The 17,761-nt window shown below is 72.7% G+C and carries 17 protein-coding genes; 11 read left to right on the plus strand and 6 right to left on the minus strand.

Going from position 1 to position 17,761, the window contains the following annotated elements:
* The first annotated feature begins 145 nt into the window (after nt 1–145).
* The 6 genes from AB0I21_RS37470 to cysN all read left to right on the plus strand — a co-directional run bounded on the left by AB0I21_RS37470 (nt 146) and on the right by cysN (nt 7,635).
* Entirely contained in the window at nt 146–790 is a 645-nt protein-coding gene (locus tag AB0I21_RS37470) for a 50S ribosomal protein L25/general stress protein Ctc (protein ID WP_360568409.1), read from the plus strand.
* A gap of 1,043 nt (nt 791–1,833) precedes the next feature.
* Nucleotides 1,834–2,424, plus strand: a complete 591-nt coding sequence (pth, locus tag AB0I21_RS37475) for an aminoacyl-tRNA hydrolase (RefSeq protein WP_360568496.1) — start codon at nt 1,834–1,836, stop codon at nt 2,422–2,424.
* Between the two features lie 134 nt (nt 2,425–2,558).
* The gene (locus tag AB0I21_RS37480; protein WP_360568411.1) at nt 2,559–4,577 is read left to right on the plus strand and encodes an exopolysaccharide biosynthesis polyprenyl glycosylphosphotransferase; all 2,019 of its coding nucleotides are present in this window, start codon (nt 2,559–2,561) and stop codon (nt 4,575–4,577) included.
* A complete protein-coding gene (locus AB0I21_RS37485) occupies nt 4,577–5,416 on the plus strand; it encodes a 3'(2'),5'-bisphosphate nucleotidase CysQ (RefSeq protein ID WP_344503864.1) in 840 nt (279 codons plus the stop codon). Before AB0I21_RS37480 ends, AB0I21_RS37485 begins: the two co-directional genes overlap by 1 nt.
* Nucleotides 5,417–5,435: 19 nt before the next feature.
* Nucleotides 5,436–6,344: a sulfate adenylyltransferase subunit CysD gene (cysD, locus tag AB0I21_RS37490; RefSeq protein WP_360568413.1), complete on the plus strand. Its 909-nt coding sequence runs from the start codon at nt 5,436–5,438 to the stop codon at nt 6,342–6,344.
* 1 nt (nt 6,345) lies between these two features.
* A complete protein-coding gene (gene cysN, locus AB0I21_RS37495; RefSeq protein WP_360568415.1) occupies nt 6,346–7,635 on the plus strand; it encodes a sulfate adenylyltransferase subunit CysN in 1,290 nt (429 codons plus the stop codon).
* A gap of 8 nt (nt 7,636–7,643) precedes the next feature.
* On the opposite strand, the gene AB0I21_RS37500 is transcribed toward cysN, so the two are convergent.
* The gene (locus AB0I21_RS37500) at nt 7,644–8,426 is read right to left on the minus strand and encodes a hemolysin family protein (protein ID WP_360568417.1); all 783 of its coding nucleotides are present in this window, start codon (nt 8,424–8,426) and stop codon (nt 7,644–7,646) included.
* Between the two features lie 85 nt (nt 8,427–8,511).
* Between AB0I21_RS37500 and galE the strand changes: the two genes are divergently transcribed.
* On the plus strand, nt 8,512–9,483 hold the full coding sequence (gene galE, locus AB0I21_RS37505) for a UDP-glucose 4-epimerase GalE (RefSeq protein WP_360568419.1): 972 nt from the start codon (nt 8,512–8,514) through the stop codon (nt 9,481–9,483).
* A 15-nt stretch (nt 9,484–9,498) separates the two neighbouring features.
* Here galE and AB0I21_RS37510 read toward each other — a convergent pair whose 3' ends face one another.
* The 4 genes from AB0I21_RS37510 to AB0I21_RS37525 all read right to left on the minus strand — a co-directional run bounded on the left by AB0I21_RS37510 (nt 9,499) and on the right by AB0I21_RS37525 (nt 13,092).
* Nucleotides 9,499–10,695 (minus strand): sialidase family protein, encoded by a 1,197-nt coding sequence (locus AB0I21_RS37510; protein WP_360568422.1) that lies wholly within the window; start codon nt 10,693–10,695, stop codon nt 9,499–9,501.
* Nucleotides 10,688–11,185 (minus strand): sigma-70 family RNA polymerase sigma factor, encoded by a 498-nt coding sequence (locus tag AB0I21_RS37515; RefSeq protein ID WP_360568423.1) that lies wholly within the window; start codon nt 11,183–11,185, stop codon nt 10,688–10,690. The genes AB0I21_RS37510 and AB0I21_RS37515 overlap by 8 nt, the downstream gene beginning before the upstream one ends.
* Nucleotides 11,186–11,252: 67 nt before the next feature.
* Nucleotides 11,253–12,527: a sialidase family protein gene (locus tag AB0I21_RS37520; RefSeq protein ID WP_360568425.1), complete on the minus strand. Its 1,275-nt coding sequence runs from the start codon at nt 12,525–12,527 to the stop codon at nt 11,253–11,255.
* Complete coding sequence (locus AB0I21_RS37525; RefSeq protein WP_360568427.1) at nt 12,517–13,092, minus strand: sigma-70 family RNA polymerase sigma factor; 576 nt, start codon at nt 13,090–13,092, stop codon at nt 12,517–12,519. Before AB0I21_RS37525 ends, AB0I21_RS37520 begins: the two co-directional genes overlap by 11 nt.
* An 84-nt stretch (nt 13,093–13,176) precedes the next feature.
* Between AB0I21_RS37525 and trpS the strand changes: the two genes are divergently transcribed.
* From trpS to AB0I21_RS37545, 4 genes are read left to right on the plus strand one after another with little or no spacing between them, the layout of a single operon-like run.
* Nucleotides 13,177–14,208 (plus strand): tryptophan--tRNA ligase, encoded by a 1,032-nt coding sequence (gene trpS, locus AB0I21_RS37530; protein WP_344503854.1) that lies wholly within the window; start codon nt 13,177–13,179, stop codon nt 14,206–14,208.
* Entirely contained in the window at nt 14,195–14,764 is a 570-nt protein-coding gene (locus tag AB0I21_RS37535; RefSeq protein ID WP_360568430.1) for a 2'-5' RNA ligase family protein, read from the plus strand. The genes trpS and AB0I21_RS37535 overlap by 14 nt, the downstream gene beginning before the upstream one ends.
* Before the next feature lie 4 nt (nt 14,765–14,768).
* Nucleotides 14,769–15,896: a YhjD/YihY/BrkB family envelope integrity protein gene (locus tag AB0I21_RS37540; protein WP_360568432.1), complete on the plus strand. Its 1,128-nt coding sequence runs from the start codon at nt 14,769–14,771 to the stop codon at nt 15,894–15,896.
* Between the two features lie 8 nt (nt 15,897–15,904).
* Complete coding sequence (locus AB0I21_RS37545; protein ID WP_360568434.1) at nt 15,905–16,339, plus strand: hypothetical protein; 435 nt, start codon at nt 15,905–15,907, stop codon at nt 16,337–16,339.
* Here AB0I21_RS37545 and AB0I21_RS37550 read toward each other — a convergent pair.
* A complete protein-coding gene (locus tag AB0I21_RS37550; RefSeq protein ID WP_360568436.1) occupies nt 16,336–17,757 on the minus strand; it encodes a glycoside hydrolase family 13 protein in 1,422 nt (473 codons plus the stop codon). The two genes, AB0I21_RS37545 and AB0I21_RS37550, sit on opposite strands and share 4 nt — an antisense overlap.
* Nucleotides 17,758–17,761 lie beyond the last annotated feature (4 nt).

Consider the following 17,761-nt stretch of genomic DNA (forward strand, 5'->3'; position numbering starts at 1 on the left):
TCGGCATGACGGCCATCGGGCTCCGTGATCGACGCGGTGCTCCGGGCCTGTGCCCCGTGCGCCTCCTCGCCCGTGCGCCGCAAGACAACTGTTACCGGTCGCGCCGGCCGGTGCCCGCCGCACAACCGCATCAGGAGTTTTTGCCGTGTCCGAGGTAAAGATCAGCGCTGAGCCCCGCACCGAGTTCGGCAAGGGTGGTGCCCGCCGCACGCGCCGGGCCGGCAAGGTGCCCGCCGTGCTGTACGGCCACGGCGAAGCGCCCCGCCACATCGCCCTCCCCGCCCGCGAGTTCGCCGCCGCCATCCGGCACGGCGGCAAGAACCAGATCTTCAACATCGAGATCAACGGCGGCGGCACCGCGCTCGCCCTGCCGAAGGCCATCCAGCGCGACCCGATCAAGGACATCTACGAGCACGTCGACCTGCTCATCGTCCGCCGTGGCGAGAAGGTCACCGTCGAGGTCCCGGTCCACCTGACCGGCGAGGCCGCCCGCGACACCCTCGTCATGGTGGAGAGCACCACCCTGTCGATCCTCGCCGACGCGACCAAGCTGCCCGAGTTCCTCGAGGCCTCGATCGACGGCCTGGAGGCCGGCAGCCACGTCACCGCCGGTGCGATCAAGCTCCCCGCCGGTGCCGAGCTGGCCGCCGACCCGGAGAGCATCGTGGCCGTCATCAGCGCCGCCCCGACCGCCGAGGCGCTCGAGGGTGAGACCGCTGAGGCCGCCGCCGAGCCGGCCGCTGAGGCCGCCGAGGCCGCCGAGGCGACCCCGGAGCCGGCCGACGTCTGAGCCCCACCGCTCCAAGGCCGCGGGCGCCCCAAGGGCACCCGCGGCCGCTGTCTGAGCGGACCCCGGCCCAGCCCGGCCCACCGCGACCCTGATGTCGCGAGGACCGGCACACACGCACCGGCCGCTCCCTGGCCCCGCACCGCCATCTCACCGAGCCTGGCCCCGGGCCGTGGGGCCGGCTGTGAGCGCACTCGCCGCCCGCGACCTGTCGTGCGGAGACTTGGCCGTGGCCGAGAGACCGGACTGCGGCTGTGAGACCCGGCTGTGGTTGTGGGGCTTCGGCCATGGGTGGCTGGCTGTAGGCGCTTCCGGCGCCCGCGACCGGCAGCCCGCCGTGACCTGGGCTGTGGCTGCGACATTGGGCGTGACTGCGAGTGCAGGCTGTGGCTGTGGGTGCCTGGCCGTGGACGCTTCCGTCGTCCGTGACCGGCAGGCTGGCGAGACCGCATCGCCGTCACCGCCTCGCCCGGCGGGCGCCTGAGGACGACAGGTGGTCGTGGTGGGCCTCGAGGCGGGACCGGGCTGTGCTGCGAGTCCGGCTTTGGCGGCGGCTTGGCCGTGGGCGCGGTCGGCGGCCGCGACCTGCGTCTCGCGGGCGGCTGGCCGTGGACGCTTTCGGCGCTCGCGACCCGCAGCCCGTCGAGGCTCGGCCGTGGCCGTAGCCGTGGCTGTGACCTTGGCCGTGGGCGCATCCGGCGCTCGCGACGGGGGGCTCGCGGAGGGTCAGCCGTGGCTGCCGGACCGGGCCGTGGCCGCTGCCGGTCGCCGCGCTGGCGGTCCGCCGAAACCTGGCCGTGGTTGCGGGTCGGGCCGTGGGTGCGGCTTGGACGTGGTCGGGGGTCGCGACCGGTGGCTCGCGGGGACCGGGGCGTTGCTGCGAGACTTGGCCGCGGACGCCTCCCGCGCCTGCATCTCGCCGACCTCGACGTGATGAAGGTAGCAGCGAGGTACGACAGTTCTAGCCGGCCGCTCGACCGGCGCTTCGTGGAGACTCGGGGCTCGGACGCCTGGTGGCGGTCGTGGCCTTGCCGCTGTGAGGGGACCTGATGACGGACACCGCGCCCTGGCTGGTCGTGGGGCTGGGGAACCCCGGCCCGGAGTACGCGCGACACCGGCACAACGTCGGCTTCATGATTGCCGACCTGATCGCGCAGCGGGCGGGGCTGCGGTTCTCGAAGCATCGCCGGGTCGCGGCCGACGCGGCCGAGGGGCGGCTGCGCGTCGGGGGGCCGCGCATCGTGCTGGTGAAGCCGCTGACGTTCATGAACCTGTCGGGCGGGCCGGTGGCCGGCCTCGCGCAGTTCTACAAGGTGCCGGTGGCGCAGGTGATCGCCGTGCACGACGAGCTCGACGTGCCGTACGAGCAGCTGCGGCTCAAGCAGGGCGGTGGGGAGGGCGGCCACAACGGGCTGCGGTCCATGTCGTCCTCGCTCGGCAGCAAGGACTACGTGCGGGTCAGGTTCGGCATCGGCCGGCCGCCCGGGCGGCAGAACCCGGCCGACTTCGTCCTGTCGGACTTCTCCGCGGTCGAGCGCAAGGAGCTGGACTTCTTCGTCGACCGGGCCGCGGACGCGGTGGAGATGGTAATCGAGCGCGGCCTGGAGCCGGCGCAGAACCAGTATCACGCGTCGTAACGGCCTGCCTGTCCATCGTCCGTCCGGTCCGAACCTTCCATGCGGGTCCGTGTGTCGCCGTGACGCATGTCCGAGTTGCACGTTGTACTCCAAGTCGCACCTTTTGCAAAGAAGGCGGACTCAAGGAGGCGTGCGTGGCGGTCGACAGCGGGCGAGCGCGGGATGGCTTCCACCGCCCGGCACATCTCCGCCCCGAGGACCGCCCCGGCGGTCTGCGCCGCGAGGAGCGCGCGAACGCGCCGCGCCGCGAGGAGCGCACCGGCGCCGGACAGCGGCGTGAGCACCGCGCCGGCCTGCGGTGGGAGGAGCGGCCGGGAGGTGCGCGCCAGGAGCGCTCCGGCGGCCTGCGGCGCCCGGAACGCCAGAGCAACGCCCTGCAGTCCACGCCGCCGCCACCCGCGGTGGCCAAAGAGCAGGCCCAGCGCACAGAGCAAGCCCAGCGCACAGAGCAAGTCCAGCGCACAGAGCCCGTCCAGCGCACGGAGACCGTCGAGCGTCAGGTGGTACGGCGCCGGCCCAGCCCCATGGGTGCCACCACCGGCCGCCGCGCCGGGCACCCCGAGCGCCTCCCGTCGGCCGCCGCCCGCACCGCCGCCGCCCCCGTGTCGCCGGCCCCCGGCCCACCGGTCCCGCCCGCCCTCGTGTCGGCTCAGCTCGAGGCCGCCGTCGAGGATGCCGTCGGAGGGGCGGCAACGTTCGTACCGGCGACGAAACCGCAGGAAGAGCACCTCGAGCCGGCCAGGACGCCGCGGCACCGGGCCCGCTGGGCGTGGGAGGGGCGTTACCTGCGGACCCTGCTGCTGATCGACTCGGTGATCGGGGTGCTCGCGGGCCTGGTCGCGTTCGAGGTGCGGTTCGGCTCGGTGCTGACGAACTACAACACCCGCTACGCGCTGCTGTCCGCGCTCCTGCCGGTCGCCTTCACCGCCACCCTCGCCGCCAACCGCGCCTACGAGAAGCGGTACCTCTTCGTCGGCACCGACGAGTACCAGCGGGTGCTGCGCGCCGGCCTGGGGCTGACCGCCGCGACCATCGTCGGCGCCTACGCCGCGGAGATCCAGATCGCCCGCGGCTGGTTCGCGGTCGCGTTGCCGCTGGTCACGTCGGGCTGCCTGGTGTCGCGGTTCGTGCTGCGGCAGCTGCTGCACCGCGCCCGCAAGACGCGCGGCGCCTGCATGCGGCGGGTCGTGGTGGTCGGGCACGGGCTGGCGGTCGAGGCGATGACCACGCAGCTGTGCCGGGAGCGGTATCACGGGCTGAAGGTCGTCGGCGCCTGCCTCGCCGAGGAGGGCAGCGTGCCGGGCGTGCCGGTGCTGGGCACGTTCGACGAGATCGCCGGTGCGGTGCGCCGGGCCCGGGCCGACACGGTGCTGGTGCTGTCGTGCCCCGAGCTGGACGGGCACGCCCTGCGCCGGCTCGCGTGGCGCCTGGAGCGCGACGACATCGACCTGATCGTGGCCAGCACGCTGATCGACGTGGCCGGCAGCCGGACCACCATCCGGCCCGTCGACGGCCTGCCGATGCTGCATGTCGAGCACCCCACGCTGACCGGCGCGCGGCGCGTGCTGAAGGCGGTCGTCGATCGGGTCGGCGCCGTCGTCCTGCTGGTCGTGCTGAGTCCCCTTCTGGCTGGTCTGGCGCTCGCGGTTCGCGCGGAGTCCAAAGGGCCGGTACTGTTTCGTCAAGTACGGGTTGGAAAAGACGGTCGTGAGTTCGTGATCGTCAAGTTCCGCACCATGCACACGGACGCCGAAGCCCGCCTCGCCGAGCTGCGGCACCTCAACGAAGTCGACGGCGCGCTGTTCAAACTGCGCAACGACCCACGGGTCACCCGCGTCGGACGGTTTCTGCGCAAGTTTTCGCTCGACGAGCTGCCCCAGCTGCTCAATGTGCTCGGAGGCAGCATGTCACTGGTCGGGCCGCGCCCGCCGCTGCCGGAGGAGGTCGCCGTGTATCCGGACGACGCCCGGCGCAGGCTGGCCGTGCGGCCCGGGATGACCGGCCTCTGGCAGGTGTCCGGCCGGTCGGACCTATCGTGGGACGAAGCGGTCCGCCTCGACCTGCAGTATGTGGAGAACTGGTCGCTGTCGCTCGACCTGGTGATCATGCTGCGGACGTTGAGCGCGGTGACCCGAGGGGCTGGAGCGTACTGATGACCGATCTGCCACCCGCCACCGACGGCGGGTTCGCGCGCTGGCTCGCCCAGCGCGCCGGCGACCTGCTGCTGAAACTCCGCGAGGAGATGGGGTACGCCGACCCGGCCGCCCTGCGCAAGGCCGGCGACCGGCAGTCGCACGAGCTGCTGGTGGCGCAGCTGGAGCGCTGGCGCCCCGCCGACGCGGTCCTGTCCGAGGAGGGCGCCGACAGCGCCACCCGGCTGAACGCCGACCGGGTCTGGATCGTCGACCCGCTCGACGGCACCCGCGAGTTCGGCGAGGAGGGCCGCGCCGACTGGGCGGTCCACGTCGCCCTGTGGGGCCGCACGTCCGCGCGGATCACCGAGTACGCCGGCGACGGCACCCCGCAGCCGCAGCGCGCCGCCGGCTGGGGCCGGCTCCTGGCCGGTGCGGTCGCCCTCCCGGCGCAGCACTGCGTGCTCGGCACCGACGCCCCGCCGCCCTTCCCGCCGATGCCGGGCGTGCAGGGCGAGCCGATCCGCCTCGCGGCCAGCCGGACCCGCCCGCCGGCGCTGCTGACCGCGCTCGCGGAGCGGCTGCCGATCGAGCTGGTGCCGATGGGATCCGCCGGCGCGAAGATCGCCGCGGTGATCGACGGCGCCGTCGACGCCTATGTCCACGCCGGCGGTCAGTACGAGTGGGACTCCGCCGCACCGGTCGCTGTGGCGGTCGCCACGGGTCTGCACGCTTCCCGGATCGACGGGACTACGTTGGAATACAACCAGCCCGACCCACGGCTGCCTGACCTGGTGGTGTGTCGGAAGGCACTGGCGCCTCAGCTGCTGGCCGCGATCAGCGCGTCCGTCGCTTCCTAGGGAAAGGTTTCCGCCAACCATGAGCCGCGCGCCCTACCGCGTCTCGCATCTGGACGCTCTCGAGGCCGAGAGCCTGTTCATCATGCGTGAGGTGGTCGCCGAGTTCGAGCGACCGGTCCTGCTGTTCTCCGGCGGCAAGGACTCGATCGTCATGCTCCGCCTCGCGGAGAAGGCGTTCGCGCCCGGCCGGATCCCGTTCCCGGTCATGCACGTCGACACGGGGCACAACTTCCCCGAGGTCCTCGAGTACCGGGACCGCCGCGTCGGCGAGCTCAACGTGCAGCTGATCGTGGCGAGCGTCCAGGAGGCGATCGACAGCGGCCTGGTGCGCGAGTCCGGCGACGGCATGCGCAACCGGATCCAGACGCCGGTCCTGCTGGAGGCCGTCGAGAAGTACCGCTTCGACGCGCTGTTCGGCGGTGCCCGCCGCGACGAGGAGAAGGCCCGCGCCAAGGAGCGCGTCTTCAGCTTCCGCGACGACTTCGGCCAGTGGGACCCGCGCAACCAGCGGCCCGAGCTGTGGGCGCTCTACAACGCCCGCATCGCGCCCGGCGAGTCGATCCGCGTCTTCCCGCTGTCCAACTGGACCGAGCTGGACGTCTGGCACTACATCGCCCGCGAGGGCATCCCGCTGCCCGACATCTACTACGCGCACGACCGCGAGGTCGTCGACCGTAACGGGATGCTCTACGCGATCAACGAGTTCCTGCCGCTGAAGTCCGGCGAGAAGCCGTTCGTGGAGCGGGTCCGTTACCGCACCGTCGGCGACGCCTCCTGCACCGCGGCGGTCCGCAGCGACGCGGACACGATCGACAAGGTGATCGACGAGGTCGCCGCGACCCGCATCACCGAGCGCGGCGCGACCCGCGGCGACGACAAGGTCAGCGAGGCGGCCATGGAAGACCGCAAGCGTGAGGGGTACTTCTAAGATGACCGCGGTTGTTGAGACGCCCGCCCAGCGGCAGATGGACCTGCTGCGGTTCGCGACGGCGGGCTCCGTCGACGACGGCAAGTCGACCCTGATCGGCCGGCTGCTCTACGACTCGAAGGCGATCTTCGAGGACCAGCTGGAGGCGGTCGAGGCGACGTCGCGCTCGCGTGGCGACGAGTACACCAACCTCGCGCTGCTCACCGACGGCCTGCGCGCCGAGCGCGAGCAGGGCATCACGATCGACGTGGCCTACCGGTACTTCGCGACGCCGCGGCGGAAGTTCATCATCGCCGACACGCCGGGGCACATCCAGTACACGCGCAACATGGTCACCGGCGCCTCCACCGCCGACCTGGCGCTGATCCTGGTCGACGCGCGCAAGGGCTTGGTCGAGCAGTCCCGCCGGCACGCCTTCCTGTGCTCGCTGCTGCGCGTGCCGCACCTGGTGCTCTGCGTGAACAAGATGGACCTCGTCGACTACTCGCAGGAGGTCTTCGAGCGGATCGCCGACGAGTTCACGTCGTTCGCGGCGAAGCTCGAGGCGCCCGACCTGACGGTCATCCCGATCTCGGCGCTGCACGGGGACAACCTCGTCAGCCGGTCGGAGAACATGCCGTGGTACGAGGGGCCGTCGCTGCTGCACCACCTGGAGCACGTGCACATCGCCTCGGACCGCAACCTGGTCGACGTGCGGTTCCCGGTGCAGTACGTGATCCGCCCGCAGTCGACCACGGTCGCCGACTACCGCGGCTACGCCGGCCAGGTCGCCTCGGGCGTGCTGAAGCCCGGCGACGAGGTGATGGTCCTGCCGTCCGGCTTCACCACGAGGATCACGCACATCGAGACCGCCGACGGGCCGCTGCAGGAGGCGTATCCGCCGATGTCGGTGACGATCCGGCTCGCGGACGAGATCGACATCGCCCGCGGCGACCTGATCTGCCGGCCGAACAACGCGCCGGCCGTCGCCCAGGACATCGAGGCGATGATCTGCTGGATGGACGAGAGCCGCCCGCTGACCGTCGGCGCCAAGTATTCGATCAAGCACACGACCCGCTCGGCCCGCACCGTGATCCGCGGTCTGCAGTACCGGCTGGACGTGAACACGCTGCACCGCGACGAGTCGGCGACGTCGCTCGGCCTCAACGAGATCGGCCGGGTGAAGCTGCGCACCACGGTGCCGCTGCTCGCCGACCAGTACCGGCGCAACCGCACCACCGGCGGCTTCATCATCATCGACGAGGCCACGAACCGGACCGTCGGCGCCGGCATGATCATCGAGGCCGGCTGAACATCCGCTCACGGTTGGCGCGGGCGGATCACCGACACCCGCGCCACCCGGCGGCCTTCCACCGTCCTGACGTGCAGGTGCCAGCCGTCGTGCCGCACCTCGTCGCCGGAACGGGGGAGCCTCCCGAGACGGGCCATCACGAAGCCCGCCACGGTCTCGTACGGGCCGGTGGGCAGTGTCAGCCCCGTCCGCTCCGCGAGGTCGGCGAGGTTGAGGCGCCCGTCGACCTCGGCGGTCTTCTCTTCAAGCGGCGGCAGGTCGTACTCGTCGTGGATCTCGCCGACGAGCTCCTCGATCAGGTCCTCCAGGGTCACGATGCCCGCGGTCCCGCCGTACTCGTCGATGACGACCGCCAAATGGTGGCCCTCCCGCCGCATCTCCGACAGCGCCGCCAGGACCCGCTTGCTGGCCGGCAGCCGCTTCACCTCGCGGGTCAGCTCCCGCAGCCGCAGGCAGGGGTCGACCGCGGGCAGCAGGGTCAGGTCGCGCACGTGGACGAAGCCGAGCACGTCGTCCTGGTCGCCGTCGATCACCGGGAACCGGGAGTGCCGGGTGGCCCGCACGACGGTCACCGCCTCGGCGACCGTCAGGCCCGCGTCGAGGAACAGCACCTCGGTCCGCGGCACCATCACCTCACGGACGTGGCCGGTGCCGGTGCCGCCCGCGATCAGCGTGCGCAGCTCCGCCTCGCTGACGTCCGTGGATTCGTCGGTGGTGTGCAGCCGGTGCGCCAAGCGGCTCAGCAGACCCGCCACAGCCTGTCGCAAGGTCCCGGCGCCATGCTGCGACATGCCCGAAATTGTAGGTGGCGGGCACTATGCCGTTCACCTCTGACGTGTAAATTTGTTGGTTCCTGATGACTTTTGGAGGAACGCCGTGAAACTGCTCGTCACCGGGGGCGCCGGCTACATCGGCAGCGTCGTCACCGCACTGCTGCTCGACGCCGGTCACGACGTGACAGTGCTCGACGACCTCTCCACCGGCCACGAGTCGTCGGTGCCGCGGGGCGCCGTCTTTGTCCGCGGCCGGGTCCACGACGCGATCGGCGACGTGCTGACCCGCGACGCCGGGTTCGACGGCGTGCTGCACTTCGCCGCGTTCATCGCCGCCGGCGAGAGCGTGCAGAAGCCGGAGAAGTACTGGGAGAACAACACCGTCGGCACGCTGCTGCTGCTGGACGCCATGCGCGCCGCCGGCACCCGCCGCCTCGTCTTCTCCTCCACGGCGAACGTCTACGGCGACCCCGACGTCGTGCCGATCCCGGAGACCGCCGCGGTGCGGCCGCCCAACCCGTACGCCACCTCGAAGCTCGCCGCCGACCACGCGCTCACCGGGGAGGCCGTCGGCCACGGCATCTCCGCGGTCAGCCTGCGCTACTTCAACGTCGCCGGCGCGCTGCGCCGCCCGGACGGCTCGATCATCGGCGAGCGGCACGACCCCGAGACGCACCTGATCCCTATCGCGCTGCAGGTCGCGCTCGGCCGCCGGGAGAAGCTCCAGCTCTTCGGCGACGACTACGACACCCCCGACGGCACCAACATCCGCGACTACATCCACGTCGCCGACCTGGGTGAGGCCCACCTCCTGGCGCTCGCGACCATGGACGGCCCCGGCCATCGCGTGTACAACCTGGGCAACGGCACCGGCTTCTCCAACCGGCAGGTCGTCGACGTGGTCCGCGAGGTCACCGGCCACCCGATCCCGGTCGAGATGGCGCCCCGCCGCCCGGGCGACCCGGAGCGGCTCGTCGCCGCCTCCGACAAGGCGAAGCGGGAGCTGTCCTGGACGCCGCGGCACACCGAGCTGTCGACGATGGTCCAGGACGCCTGGGACCTCATCCGGACCTGATCCGGGGCTGACGCCCTACTGCGCGTCGAGCTTCTGCCAGGTGGTGCCGTCGACGGAGTACGCGGTGTAGATCGTGGACATCTCGTAGGCGACCCAGCCGGTCTGCGTCCGGGACAGCCGCTTCGTCGGGTGCAGGCCCTGGACCCGCTGCCAGGTGGCGCCGCGGTCGGTGGAGACGAGCCAGTGACTGTCGCCGTCGACGATGACGAGGCGGCCGTCCAGCAGCGGGACCAGGTCGCCGCCGATGGTGGTCGCCGTGAGCGGGCGGGGCTGGCCGAAGTTGGCGCCGCCGTCGGAGGACGAGGCGACGCCCAGCAGGGTGGGCGGGGTGGTGGTGGGGTCCGTCAGCGCCGCGTAGACGTCCCGGCCGAGGAACGACACCTGGGCCGTGCCGCCGCCGCCGGGGAACGTCGTCGGCCTCCACGTGACGCCCCCGTCGCGGGACACCGCCACCGCCGGGTGGCCGCCGTCCGCACCGCCGACCCACCAGGAGCCGTCGCCCGCGCGTACGGGAGCGACCCACGCCAACCCGAGCGGCGGCTGGGCGGGCGGCTGCACCAGCGTGGTGCCGTCGTGCAGCAGCGCCATGAGCCGCCCGTCGCGCAGGACCAGGCGGGCGTCACCGGGCAGTGCGTCGACGGTGGTGGCCGGTTGGGAGGCGGTGTCCCAGTCGGCCCCGTCGGTGCTGCTGGCCCGGGCACCGTCCGCGCCGAGCAGGGTGATCCGCGACCCGGTGACCACCAGCGACGGCAGCGCGCCGCGTGGAGGCGAGCGGAAGGCGCCGGGTGCCTGGGCGGTGCTCCACGTCCGGCCGCCGTCGAGGGTGGCGTTGACCCAGGCGGTACAGGCGGCGGCGCAGTCGACCGTGAGCAGGAACCCACGGTCGGCGTCGATGAACTCGGCGTCCTGGATCTTCCCGGGGAGGTCCCGGGGGAGGGCAGGCAGCCCGTTGATCGTGATCCCGCCGCCCGTGTAGACGGCGCCGGGCGCGGCGGACGGCGAGGCGGCCACCTGCGGCGGCGGCGCCTCGCGCGGGATCAGGCGCGGGATCAGGAACGACGCGGCGACGAGCAGCCCCAGGGCGACCGTCCCCACCTGGGCGGCGCGCCGGCGGCGGCGCAGGACGCGGGCCCGGGCGGTGATCGCGGCCAGCGGCGGCTGGGTGAAGTCGAGCCGCTGGGCGCGGAGCATGGTCTCCAGCTCGTCAGGCATGACGCACCTCCGTGGGCGCATAGCCGGGCAGCCGCTCGGCGAGGGCGGCCCGCCCCCGCGACAGCCGCGACTTGACGGTCCCGCCGGGCACGCCGAGCGTGGCCGAGATCTCCTCGACGCTGAGGTCGGCGTAGTAGTGCAGCACGATGACCTCCCGGTACGTGCGGGGAATGGCGTCGAGGGCGTCGGTCAGGTCGGTGCGCTCCGGCGAGGGGCCGGCCTCGACGTGCCGCTGGACGGCGCGCTCGCGGAGCATGATCAGGTCGAGCAGCTTCCGCCGGCGCCAGCGGCGGCGGACGACGTTGACCGCCACGGTGCGCAGCCACGCCTCGGGGTTGTCGATGCCGGTGAAGCCGCCGGGCCGGGCGGCGGCGCGGGCGAACGCCTCCTGGACCACGTCCTGCGCCTCGGTGAGGTCGGTCGTGAACGCGTAGAGCTGCGTCACCAGCCGCCGGTAGCAGGCGTGGTAGACCCTCTCGAGCTCGCTCACACCGGCCACGATCCCCGGCCGCCTCCTTCGGTTCCCGGGAAATTCCGCTTCCGGGGGAACCTCGTGGTCAGTCCGGCAGGACGGTCGCCGACAGCGCGGCTGACTGCCAGTTGCGGCCGTCCAGGGAGAGCCTGGGCGGGTCGCCGAGCGAGGCGTAGCCGTTGTCGAGCGCGTCGAGCGGGCCGCCGGGGCCGGCGACGATCTCGAAGTGCTCCCCGTCGAGGCTCTGCAGGTAGGCGATCTCGGAGTCGCCCTGGACCCACAGCACCAGCGAGCGGTCGGGGCGCGCCAGCGCGCCGAAGGCGCGGCCGTTGAGCGCGCCGTCGTTGTTCAGCGGCGCCGGCAGCTCGATCTTGGTGGTCACCTCCTGCCAGGTGTGGCCGCCGTCGCGGGAACGGAAGTGCCGGATCCCCTTGCTGTAGCGGATGAACGCGTGGGCGGTGACGCCGTCGAGCGTGACGAGCGTCGGCGCGTCGATGCCCGTGGGCGCGGGGAGCGTGACGGCCTGCCAGTGCCGGCCCTGGTCGGTGCTGACCGCGACCGCGGGCGCGCCGGAGTGGATGTCCGCGCCGGTGACCCACCAGCCGGCCGCGACCGGCAGGTCGCCCACCAGGGACCGGCGGGCCATCGGCGGCTGGTCGACGAGCAGGCTCAGCCCCCCGGTGTCCTGCCGGACGCCGAAGAGGTCGCCGTACTGGGCGAGCTGGAGCGCCCGGTCGGCGGGTCCGAGGGCTTCGCGGGTCTCGGGCCCGATGACCGGCGTGGCGGGCTTGTCGTCGAGACGGAACTTCACGCTGGTGCGGGAGCCGCCGCTGACCTCGCCGCTGAGCATGAACGTCTGCGGGGAGATCCGGGCCAGCTCGATGTGGTCGAGCTTGTCCAGCGGGCTCTGCCGCAGCGCGTCCATCAGGAACGGGCCGCGCCGCTGCGCGGACCCGTCCCGCAGCACGACCACCTGGAGGTTGCACCGGCGGGCCTGGGGCACCTCGACGCAGACGTCCACGGCGGCGACCACGCCGTCGGGCAGGTCGCCGGCGGCCGCCCGGATCGTCCGGGTCGACTCGAACATGCCGCTCGCCGGCGCAGACGCCGACGGCTGCGGGCTCCAGGGGTCGCCGATGTCCGGGTTGGGGCCGAGGGCGGCCGGGGTCGGGCGGCCGAACACGCCGGCCAGGGCGACGGGCGCGAACACGGCGAGCGTGCCGACCAGGGCGCCGGCGACGGCCATCCGGTCGCGCCTGCGGACCCGGCCGGCCCGGCGGGACAGCAGGCTGAAGTCGGGCATCCACGTCGCCGACTCGATCTGCGCGCGGAGGGTGCGGAAGTCCAGGTCAGGGCGCATCGCGCACCTCCTGGACGTCTCGCTGGGGCAGGACCGCGGGGCGGCGGCGCGGGCCGGTGGCGTCGGGGTCGGCGTCACTGAGCAGGGCGGCGAGCATGGCGCGGCCCCGCGACAGGCGGGCCTTCACCGTGCCGACGGGCACGCCCAGGGCGTCGGCGACCTCGTGCACGGACATGTCGGCCAGGTGGTGCAGCACGATCGTCTCCCGCGTCGCCTGCGACAGCTGCTGCAGGGCGGCGACGAGCGCCACCCGGTTGGGGTCGACGCCGGGCACGCTTTCCACCGGACGGGCGACACGCCCGCTGCGGACCAGGGTGTCGAACAGCCGGCGGCGCCGCCAGCGGGTCCGGGCCAGATTCATCGCGACGGTGCGTAACCACGCCTCCGGGTCGGCGACGTCGAGGAACTGCCGCGGGCGGGCCAGGGCGCGCGCGTAGGCCTCCTGGACCAGGTCCTGGGCCTCGGCGTGGTCGCCGGTGAGCGCGTAGAGGGCGGCGACCAGCCGCCGGTAATGCGCCTCGTACGCGTCACGGACGGCCTCGCGTGCCTCGAGCTCTTCACCCACCCCGTCACCCCCTCACCGTTGAAGACCGCTATGACTCGCTCCCGGTTGCGCCACCGCTGTGGTGGTGCTGACAGAATGACGCGCATGTCGCCGTCCGTCAGCACCGACCGTCCTCGGGTGCTCTCCGGGATCCAGCCCACCGCCGACTCGTTCCATCTGGGCAACTATCTCGGCGCGTTGCGTAACTGGGTGGCGATGCAGGACACGCACGACACCTTCTACTGCGTCGTCGACCTGCACGCGATCACCGCCGGCCACGATCCGGCGCTGCTGCGCAAGCGGACCCGGGTGAGCGCGGCGCAGCTGCTGGCCGTCGGGCTCGACCCCGACCGGTGCACCCTCTTCGTGCAGAGCCAGGTGCCGGAGCACGCGCAGCTCGGCTGGGTGATGGGCTGCATCACCGGCTTCGGCGAGGCCAGCCGGATGACGCAGTTCAAGGACAAGTCGCAGAAGCAGGGCGCCGACCGCTCCAGCGTCGGGCTGTTCACCTACCCGATCCTGCAGGCTGCCGACATCCTGCTCTACCAGGCCGACGCGGTGCCGGTCGGCGAGGACCAGCGCCAGCACCTGGAGCTGACCCGCGACCTGGCCCAGCGGTTCAACACCACCTTCGGCAAGACGTTCACCGTGCCGGCGCCGTACATCATCAAGGACACGGCGAAGATCACCGACCTGCAGGAGCCGACCGCGAAGATGTCGAAGTCGGCGTCGACCGCGGCCGGCCTGGTCGAGCTGCTCGAGGACCCGGCGAAGGCGGCGAAGAAGATCAAGTCGGCGGTCACCGACACCGGCCGCGAGATCATCTTCGACCAGGCCGCGAAGCCCGGCATCGCCAACCTGCTCACGATCTACTCGGCGCTGACCGGCCGGAGCATCGACGACCTGGTCGCCGCCTATGACGGCAAGGGCTACGGCGACCTCAAGAAGGACCTCGCCGAGGTCGTGGTGGAGTTCCTGCGCCCGATCCAGCAGCGCACCAACGCCTACCTGGAGGACCCGGCGCAGCTGGACAAGCTGCTCGCCATCGGCGCCGAGAAGGCCCGCTCGGTCGCCGCTGCCACCCTCGGCACGGTCTACGACCGGATCGGGTTCCTCGCACCGGGTGCTGCGCACTGACGTGGCTCGCGAGCAGACCACCATCGGCGTCGCGATCGACCTTCCCGACCCGTGGGGCAGCGAGCTGACCGCCGCCCGGCTCGCCGCGGGCGACCCCGCCGCGGCGCACGTGCCCGCGCACGTGACCCTGCTCGGCCCCACCGTCGTGGCCGCCGCCGACCTGCCCGCGATCGACCGGCACCTCACGGAGGTCGCTGGGCGGCACGCGGCGTTCACCGTGCGGCTGCGCGGGACCGGCACGTTCCGCCCGCTGACGCAGGTCGTCTTCGTGGCGGTCGCCGCCGGCATCAGCGAGTGCGAGCGGCTGCACGAGGCGGTGCGGGCGGCGACCGAGATCGAGGCGGCGGCGTCGTACCCGTACCACCCGCACGTGACGGTCGCGCACAACGTGGCGCCGGAGCGGCTCGACGCGGCCTTCGCCGATCTCGCCGGCTACGAGGCGGTCTTCGACGTGGACGGGTTCGCGCTCTTCGAGCACGACGAGAGCGGTCGATGGCAGCCGTACGCGCAGTACCGCCTGTCGCCGCGCCGGTCCGCGGTCGATCAGCGACGATAGAGAGGTGGGCCTGCTGGACCGGCTGGAGGCCGGCTTCGACAAGGCGGTGGCCGGGGGCCGCCGGCGCTCCCGCGCGTTCGACCACGTGTGGCGGGCCCAGGAGCGCTACTTCGACGTCGACGCGGCCCGCCTCGCCGCCGCGACCGCCTACTACGGCTTCTTCGCCGTCTTCGCGATGGTCGTGGTGGCCTTCTTCATCCTCGGCCGGGTGCTCGGCGGCAACGAGGCCGTCGTCGCCAGGGTCCAGGCCTACCTGGCGGTCAACCTGCCGCAGCTGCACTCCGACCAGATCTTCGCCGGCAGCCAGCAGATCGGGTTGATCGCGATGATCGGCCTGATCATCGCGGGGGTCGGCTGGGTGGAGAACCTGCGCTCGTCGCAGCGCGCCCTGTGGCACCTGCAGGAGCATCCCGGCAACTACTTCGTGCGCTGGCTCGTCGACCTCGCCGTCCTGGTGGCGCTCGGCCTGCTGCTGATCGTGTCGATCGGCATCTTCGCCGGGGTGCAGGAGCTGCTGTACTGGCTGGCCGGCGACTTCGAGCAGGACCCCGTCCGGGTGGCGCTGCGGGGCATGTCGACGCTGCTGTCCGGCATCGTCGACCTGGTGCTGGGCATGGCGCTGCTGGCCGGCGTGCCGCGGCTGCGGATGTCGCTGCGCCGGCTGCTGCCCTCGGCCGCGCTCTTCGCGGTCGGGCTCGGCCTGCTCAAGACGCTGGGGAAGCTCTACATCACCCGGGTCGAGGACAACCCGGCCTACCAGCTGGTCGCCGGCACGATCGGGCTGCTGCTCTACATGTACCTGCTGCACCAGCTGCTGCTGTTCGCCGCGGCCCTGGCCGCCACCGACACGCACGGGCGGGCGAAGGACCTGGCCGGCGGCGCGCCGCGCAGCGACGTGCAGGCCGCGCTGCGGGCGGCCGAGCTGGTCGAGCAGGCCGCGGAGACCACCCAGCGGGTCGCCGCCGAGGTGCGCGCCGACCACCCGCCGCTGGCCGGCGCCGCGGATCCGGAGCCGTCCGCCGCCGGCACCGCCGCCGCCGATCCCCAGTCGGTCGCGGTCGCCGCCGACATGGCGCGCCGGATCGCCCCGTCCGGCGGTTCAGCGCCACCGGAGCCGCGCGACGCGTCATGATGGGCGCCGTGGGTGCACTTGTGACTTTGGACCTGCCGGCCGACGCGCCGGCGCTGACCCTGCCGTGGATCATCACCTTCGGCCCGTTGAACGAAGACGAGGAGTGGGAGCCCGTCGTGTGCGGGCCCTATGAGCGGGCGCACGCGCTCGCCCTCGCCGAGGCCGTCGTGGCCGACGAGGAGCTGATGGCGGTGGTCGAGCCGCTCCAGCCGCACGTCACCGCCGACCAGATCCTCGGCGACATCGCCGCCTCCCGCCTCGCCGCCGAGAACGAGGACCTGGAGACGGCGGCGCTCGACGAGGAGCTCGCCGGCTACGACGACGACCACGGCCACCACCATCACGACCACGACCACGACGACCCGGACCACACGCACGAAGCCCCGTCGATCGAGGAGATCCGCGCCGGCTTCGCCCGGATCGCGGCGAAGCTCACCGCCTAGACGCCCCACCAGGCGGTCGTGTCGCCTGGCAGCTCGCCGGCCATCTCGCTGCTGCTCAGCAGCAGGGTGGCCGGCTCTTCGATCTTCACCGGCTCCGCCGTCAGGTTGGCGGCGACCCGCATGGTCTCCGTCTCGAAGCGCAGCACCCCGTCGGGCGCGTCCAGCCAGCGCAGCGTCGTCGACGGGCGGCGCAACCGCAGCGCGTCCCGGTAGAGCGACAGCGTCGAGTGCGGATCCCCGCGCTGCGCCTCCACCGTCACGGCCGCCCAGTCCGCCGGCTGCGGCAGCCAGGAGCCGCCCGGCCCGAAGCCGAACGGCGGCGCGTCACCCGACCACGGCAGCGGCACGCGGCAGCCGTCGCGGCCGAGCTCGGCGCCGCCGGAGCGGACCCACTGCGGGTCGGTGCGCACCCCGTCCGGCAGGTCGAGCACCTCCGGCAGGCCGAGCTCCTCGCCCTGGTACAGGTAGGCGCTGCCGGGCAGGCCCAGCATGAGCAGCGCGGCGGCGCGGGCCCGCCGGACGCCGCCGAAGCGGGTCACGTGCCGGCGCCGGTCGTGGTTGGACAGCACCCAGGTGGGCGGCGCGCCGACCTGCGTCGCGGCGGCGAGCGACCCGTCGATGATCCGGCGCAGGACGGCCGGGTCCCACGGCGCCTCCAGGAAGTCGAAGTTGAACGCCTGGTGCAGCTCGCCCACCGACACGTAGCGCGCCACCCGGGCCGGCGCGGTGTCGAACACCTCGGCGACGGCCATCCGGTCGCCCGGGTAGCTGTCGAGGATCTTGCGCCAGCCGCGGTGGATCTCGTGGACGTCCTCGTGGTCGAAGAGCGTCACGCCGGCCAGGTCCTTGATCATCCCGTGGGCGACGTCGACCCGGAAGCCGTCGACGCCCCGGTCCAGCCAGAAGCGCAGGATGTCGTCGAACTCGGCCCGCACCTCCGGGTTGTGCCAGTTGAGGTCGGGCTGCTCGGGCGCGAACAGGTGCAGGTACCACTGCCCGTCCGCGACCTGCGTCCAGGCCGGCCCGCCGAAGAGCGACTCCCACCCGTTCGGCGTGTCGCGGAAGATGTACCGGTCGCGCCGGCCCTCCACGAACCAGGGGTGCCGCGACGACGTGTGGTTGGGCACGATGTCGACGATCACCCGCAGCCCGAGCCGGTGCGCCTCGGCGAGCAGGGCGTCGAAGTCCGCGAGCGTGCCGAAGACCGGGTCGACGTCGCGGTAGTCGCTGACGTCGTAGCCGCCGTCGACCATGGGGGAGCAGTAGAACGGCGACAGCCACAGCGCGTCCACCCCGAGGTCGGCGAGGTGGCCGAGCCGGTCGGTGATGCCGGGCAGGTCACCCACGCCGTCGCCGTCGCTGTCGGCGAAGCTGCGCGGGTAGACCTGGTAGATGACCGCGTGCCGCCACCACTCCACAGCG

This window comes from Dactylosporangium sp. NPDC050588, assembly GCF_040654975.1.
Lineage (GTDB): Bacteria > Actinomycetota > Actinomycetes > Mycobacteriales > Micromonosporaceae > Dactylosporangium > Dactylosporangium maewongense.

Bases quoted from the DNA above. Each gene is read 5' to 3' on its own strand.
- AB0I21_RS37500 (WP_360568417.1), bottom strand. From the start codon at position 8,426: ATGTCGCAGCATGGCGCCGGGACCTTGCGACAGGCTGTGGCGGGTCTG.
- AB0I21_RS37510 (WP_360568422.1), bottom strand. From the start codon at position 10,695: ATGCCTGACGAGCTGGAGACCATGCTCCGCGCCCAGCGGCTCGACTTC.
- cysD (WP_360568413.1), top strand. From the start codon at position 5,436: ATGAGCCGCGCGCCCTACCGCGTCTCGCATCTGGACGCTCTCGAGGCC.
- trpS (WP_344503854.1), top strand. From the start codon at position 13,177: ATGTCGCCGTCCGTCAGCACCGACCGTCCTCGGGTGCTCTCCGGGATC.
- AB0I21_RS37520 (WP_360568425.1), bottom strand. From the start codon at position 12,527: ATGCGCCCTGACCTGGACTTCCGCACCCTCCGCGCGCAGATCGAGTCG.
- AB0I21_RS37485 (WP_344503864.1), top strand. From the start codon at position 4,577: ATGACCGATCTGCCACCCGCCACCGACGGCGGGTTCGCGCGCTGGCTC.
- cysN (WP_360568415.1), top strand. From the start codon at position 6,346: ATGACCGCGGTTGTTGAGACGCCCGCCCAGCGGCAGATGGACCTGCTG.